Annotated in this window: 3 protein-coding genes and 1 pseudogene; all 4 read left to right on the forward strand. The window is 37.9% G+C overall.

The genetic code is table 11. The annotated features are described in order from the left end of the window. The first annotated feature begins 100 nt into the window (after positions 1–100). Positions 101–922 carry an SbcC/MukB-like Walker B domain-containing protein gene (locus RTL34_RS11510; protein WP_312117053.1) on the forward strand — a complete coding sequence of 274 codons (822 nt, stop codon included), beginning with the start codon at positions 101–103 and terminating at the stop codon, positions 920–922. Positions 923–931: 9 nt separating this feature from the next. Then, positions 932–2197 carry a Wadjet anti-phage system protein JetD domain-containing protein gene (locus tag RTL34_RS11515; RefSeq protein WP_219332357.1) on the forward strand — a complete coding sequence of 422 codons (1266 nt, stop codon included), beginning with the start codon at positions 932–934 and terminating at the stop codon, positions 2195–2197. Between the two features lie 191 nt (positions 2198–2388). Further along, on the forward strand, positions 2389–3054 hold the full coding sequence (locus RTL34_RS11520) for an IS1 family transposase (RefSeq protein ID WP_312117055.1): 666 nt from the start codon (positions 2389–2391) through the stop codon (positions 3052–3054). 129 nt (positions 3055–3183) lie between these two features. Beyond that, a pseudogene (locus tag RTL34_RS11525) lies at positions 3184–3480 on the forward strand (hypothetical protein); the annotation flags it as partial.

Raw genomic sequence — 3480 nt, forward strand, 5'->3', positions numbered from 1 at the left:
TTTGGGCATGGTGGTATTGGTTTAAAATGCTTATTATATTACAGTTTTAACTATAATACAAGAAGGGCTTGCAAAACTTACGACAAAATTTAAAAGCCGTATGAATAATAATCTCACCCAATCGTTGGCGAACTTTAAGACCAAAATGAATAGTGAGTTAGAACAAATCAAACAAGGTATTGAGCAAGTCAATCTGGTACTTCAAAAAACCGAATTTCGCCAAGGTACATTTTTACGCCTAAAAATCAAGCCAGAACGCATTGTCAATGTAGTCGAATTTAATAAACAGCTTGCCATGCTCATGGAACTCATGACCACAGAAGAACATGAAAAACGCTTTAAGCTGCTTAGTGATATCAACGCGGTACTTGATAAAGCCGCTAATGGCACTACAGCAAGTAACCTTGAAAGCTTAAGACTGCTCGACCCACGTTACCAAATGAGTTTTAATGCTGAAGAGTTTAAAATAGATTCTGAAACAGGTGATGATATCGTGATAGATATATTAAGCTCATCAAGCGGTAAATCAGGGGGAGAAAAAGAATCGTTCGCAGGTATTATTGTTGCTGCAAGTCTTGCCTATGTACTTACGCCAACAGGAGGCGATAAGCCGATTTACAGTACTGTATTTTTAGATGAAGCTTTCTCCAACACCCAGGAATCGGTCAGTCGCCGTGTGCTGAAAGTATTTAAAGAACTCAATATCCATATCAACTTAATAACCCCTTACAAAAACCTTAACCTAGCCCGTGAAGCTGCCAATAGCCTGATTATCTGTGAGCGCAACATCAATGACCATGAAAGCAGGCTTACCGAAGTGACTTGGCAAGACTACGATAAACAAAAAGCGCAACAGCAAACAAGTCATCTGAATGAACAGCTAGCTGAAATGAACATTCAAATTACCCATGTTGAAACATAGGAACATGGTATGAATCAAATTCAAACTACGTGGGGCAAGCTGCCTAATGATGTTCTCAAAGAACTTAATCAGCGTTACTGGCAGAATTTAGGCAGATTTAAACAACTGCTAAACCATGAGATCTCCCAGGAAAATGCTATTGAAATAACACTTAAACCCCCAAGTTCTGGTAAAGTAGCCGCTCAAAACACGCTACATTTTCAAGCTTTTGTTAAAGCGTGGCAGATTTTCGAAACTCAGCATCCAAATAGCCATATCCAATTAGAAACTAAAAATTTAGGTTTTCTTGGTGAGCAATCTATTCCAGTAAAGTTAATTATCCATGACCTTAATACGCTTGCTGAAATTTTGGGCAAAGTGGCGATTGAACGCCTTGATAGTTTGCAATTTAAATTTAAAAGTCTAGTTCAACTTAGCCCAAATCCAGACACACAAAAAAGGATTTTTGATAGTTTAATTAATCACTTAGATATGATTGAACGTTTATCTAATGAACAAATTGCCAATCTAGTCATCTTGATTCCACAACTATATGAAGGTATGGGTAAAGGTAATTACCTTAGAGCGGTAAACGTCGCAGGTATTGACACTAAGTTTATAGAAAATAATTTTAGAACAATTGAGATTCTAGTGCAAAGCCTGCACCAAACCGACAAAGCTATTGCTTTAGATACCATTGATGAAAACAACCAGCTTGAATTATTAGATTGGCTCGGCTGTGAAAGTAAACCAAAAGATTGGCTATTTATCCGACCACTATGCGATGCATCAAAATTGGCTTTGGCGAATTTACCTATTTTAAAACTATCTTCTCAAACGTTATTAAACTTCGAATTACCTGCAGATAATATCTTAATCATCGAAAACGAAACACCTTGTTTTATGCTACCAAATTTAGCCAATACGATTGCTGTCGCTGGCGGTGGAAAGAACCTAACATGGTTAAAAGCACAATGGCTGAAGCATAAAAAAGTGGGCTATTGGGGTGATATTGACTCAGAAGGGCTAGCAATGCTCTCTTATGCCCGTAAATGCTGTGCTCATGTTGAGTCATTAATGATGGATAAACATACGCTAGGAAGCCATGATCATAAACGCGTTGCCGAGCCTGTTTTTAATCAAGTAGCACCCAAATTTTTAACCATTGACGAAGCCGAGTTGTTTGCGTTTATTCAGCAGCAAGATATTGACAAGCGACGACTTGAGCAGGAGTTTATCCATCAAGATGTTATTTTACAGGTATTAAAAAACTGGGTTCTTGGGTTAAAAATCTAATTTATTCATTATAGCAGTGGCATAAAGCTAATACGTTTTTTCAAACCCCGCCCTCACCAAATACGGCATATACTCCCCAATTTGGTACTGGTTTGAAAAGTATGCTGAGGTGAAATAAAAAAGACAGCTTGAGAAAAAGATGATAATTTGAGGTTATGAAGACACAAATTACAATCAGATGCTAAAGCTGTCTGGGTTTAAGTATAAAGAAAGATGGCTGGAAAATCTATGGTAAACAGAACTATCAATGCAAAGACTGCCATCGGCAATTCATCCATGGGATGGATTTAAGCTACCAAGGCTGTAAAAGCGATATTGATGACAAGATACGTTTAATGCTAGTTCGAGGCTGTAGCATTGCTGATATCGTTGTCATCGAGAAATTTAGCAAGTACAAAGTATTAAGCGTTTTGGTCAATTCCAATTATGAGATAAAACCTAAACGACGCTATTACCGAAAACTGCAAGTGGATGATTTTTGGACGTATGTAGGGCACAAGAAAAACAAGGTATGGCTTGTTTATGCCTATGACCCAGAAACAAGTGAGATTGTCGCTTTCATATGGGGCAAACGCAACTTAAAGACAGCCAAACAGCTACGAGCCAAGCTTGATGAATTAGGTGTTGATTTTGGCTATGTCTGCTGTGATAACTGGGATAGCTTTTTAACCGCCTTTGATTTTGATTTTAAAAAGGTGGGTAAATACCATACGGTTGATATTGAAGGGAACAACAATCGTTTTAGGCAAAGGCTTAGGCGAGTCTTTCGAAAGACAAGCTGTTTTTCGAAAAAGCTAGCAAATCATTTTAAAGCGTTTGATTTACTGTTCCACTATGTCAATTATGGCTGGGTCTAGGAAGCATACTTTTTATACCACAGCCAAAAAACGTATTGAATCACGGACTATATCGAATAAAGAAACCTAGAATATATTTTTCCAACTTTACGGTTATAATCAGATTAACCTTCTTACTCGACTCGTGATATGACCAGACTCTCCACTACGATTTGTGCGATGACCTTTCAAGGCAATGCCAGCAACCGCTTGCAGCAAGATGCATTTTTCTTTGTCGATGATTATTACCAAGAAGCGATTGGTATCACACCTGTGCATCGATGTGATGACGCCTTTTGTGTTGCGGTATCCGATGGTGTAGCAGAATCTAATCTATCGCAATATGCTAGCCTTAAGACAGTTAAAACAGTCAAACAACTGTGGCAAAACTATTTAGAACCTGTTCACAATCTTTTCAATAACAAAGCGATGAAAGCAAGATTGGTA

Origin of the sequence: Moraxella sp. CTOTU47915 (assembly GCF_031986685.1) — a bacterium.
Taxonomy (GTDB): Bacteria; Pseudomonadota; Gammaproteobacteria; order Pseudomonadales; family Moraxellaceae; genus Faucicola; species Faucicola tetraodonis.

Excerpts from the sequence above, each read along its gene's own strand:
- RTL34_RS11510 (WP_312117053.1), top strand. The coding sequence starts at position 101 with ATGAATAATAATCTCACCCAATCGTTGGCGAACTTTAAGACCAAAATG.
- RTL34_RS11515 (WP_219332357.1), top strand. The coding sequence starts at position 932 with ATGAATCAAATTCAAACTACGTGGGGCAAGCTGCCTAATGATGTTCTC.